This window comes from Candidatus Diapherotrites archaeon (assembly GCA_040755695.1).
In the GTDB taxonomy this organism is placed as follows: Archaea; Iainarchaeota; Iainarchaeia; order Iainarchaeales; family 1-14-0-10-31-34; genus JBFMAK01.
Genome location: JBFMAK010000016.1, coordinates 1 through 1,969 on the forward strand (window position 1 = coordinate 1; position 1,969 = coordinate 1,969).

Consider the following 1,969-nt stretch of genomic DNA (forward strand, 5'->3'; position numbering starts at 1 on the left):
CCCCCTCGTCAAACCGTACGTGAAGTTTTCCTTCATACGGCTTTCCTATATAATTTGTATAAAGCATTCACAGTTTTCAGTCATACGCAAATTTTGTAACATTAATTAAGCCCCAATGCTTAACAAGTTTTTCATGAGCGTCCCAGCTATAACGCTTACATCCACGTTGACTTTTTCTTTCAAAGTACTTTTTAAGTCTGCGTCCAAGATAATGCTGAAGCTTGAATGTAGTTCTTTTTATGTTACTGGCTTTTGGGATTTTATAGTAATTCAACCAGCCCCTTACTCTCACATTCAATCCTGCAACTACTTCAGCTATCCGAAGATGCCTTCTTCCCCAGAGATATTCTCTTATTAGTTCTCTGAGTTTCTTCTCAGACTTTTTACTTGGTATTATATTCCAGTATTTCTGCCCCGTATTATATAGGCTTCTATCATACCGAAATGTGAACCCCAAAAAGTCAAAGCTTTCTTCGGTTGCTTGCTTTATCCGGGTTTTTTCTTTATTTAGTTCCAACTCCATCCTACCAAATATATTCTCTATCCTTGTTATCACCTTATCTGTTATCTTCCTTCCCATTATCACAAAGTCATCTGCATACCGAACTATGTATATGCCCAGCTTCCTGAACTCCCCTTGCATCTTGTTGATTATTCTATCAACTAAATTTAGGTAGATGTTCGCAAGCAGTGGTGAGATTACTCCGCCTTGCGGCGTTCCGAGTTTACTTCTCTTACCACCTGTTATCTTGTTCCCTTCTTTTACCGGAGACTTTAACCACATCTTGATTAGCTTGATGATGTTCTTATCGCTGATTCTTTCCTTGATTACTATCATCAGCTTTTCATGGGGAATATTATCAAAGTAACTCCTTATGTCTGCATCCAGTACGGTTGTCCTTCCTGCTTGCAGATGTTTCTTGATTGCTATTATGGCATCCTTTGAACTTCTCTTTGGTCGGAATCCGTATGAACTATCCTCAAAATCCGCTTCAAAGATTGGTTCTATTACCATTTTGCAACTCATTTGTACTATTCGGTCTTTGATTGTGGGTATTCCCAACGGTCGCATTTTTCCGTTTGCCTTCGCAATGTACACTCGTTTCACCATCGAAGGTTTGTAGGTGTGGGTTGCCAATTCCTCTCTGATTTCTTCAAGATAGTTTTCCACTCCTATCGCTTCTATTTGTTCGAATGTAATTCCATCTACTCCCGGTGCTCCTCCGTTTTGTTTTACTCTCCGATATGATTCTCTCAGGAAATAGTCTAATCGAACCTTATCATAGAGAACGTAGAACTTAAAGCCTTTTTCCTGTTTGGCTTTCATATATAGCTTTCGCTGGAAGATTCGTACTCGTTCATTGTCACTGCCGTTATTTCCTTGTGGGCTATGCTTCACCTCTGGGTTTCCTTTGGTAAGTTCCAACCTTGTTGGGATAACTTTCAGTTCCATTGAACCCTCGTTTGTAGAGTTTTCCTCAATCCGTTTTTACTCCTTTTCTTTGAAAGCATTTGTATAGTAATGCCCCTTCCCTTCTTCTGAGTTTTGTTGTCTCAGCTATCTTCAGTACTATGGGCATATCCGACTGCTTGCATGCCATAGAATAATTTCGTCTTCACTTATATATTCTATTTTAGGTTGCTCTCCTCAACATACAAGCTCTCCCACGTTCATAATATTACCTTTTGTGAACTCGCCATCAGTCACAACTCCGTCAGCTTCTGATATTGCACATTTCTATTTCTTCATACCAGATTCCAGGCTACTTCCGACAGCATAGCATCGCCAACTGAAATTTCTTATCGAAGCTATCTCCTGTTCACCTATTGGTTACGGCTCTTTCACTGATTTGGAAAGCTTCAAGAATTATTGTCGCCATTAATTCCTGTTTCTTCATCTTCCTGCCCGAATAGAAAATTGGCAAGGTTGGATTTTCACCAACTTGCAATATTACGCTTCGTGGCGCAC

General features: G+C 39.8%; 1 protein-coding gene. It reads right to left on the minus strand.

Going from position 1 to position 1,969, the window contains the following annotated elements:
* Window positions 1-76: 76 nt before the first annotated feature.
* Window positions 77-1,453, minus strand: coding sequence for a group II intron reverse transcriptase/maturase (ltrA, locus tag AB1467_07390; protein MEW6296078.1), 1,377 nt, complete (start codon window positions 1,451-1,453; stop codon window positions 77-79).
* Window positions 1,454-1,969 lie beyond the last annotated feature (516 nt).

Bases quoted from the DNA above. Each gene is read 5' to 3' on its own strand.
- ltrA (MEW6296078.1), bottom strand. From the start codon at position 1,453: ATGGAACTGAAAGTTATCCCAACAAGGTTGGAACTTACCAAAGGAAAC.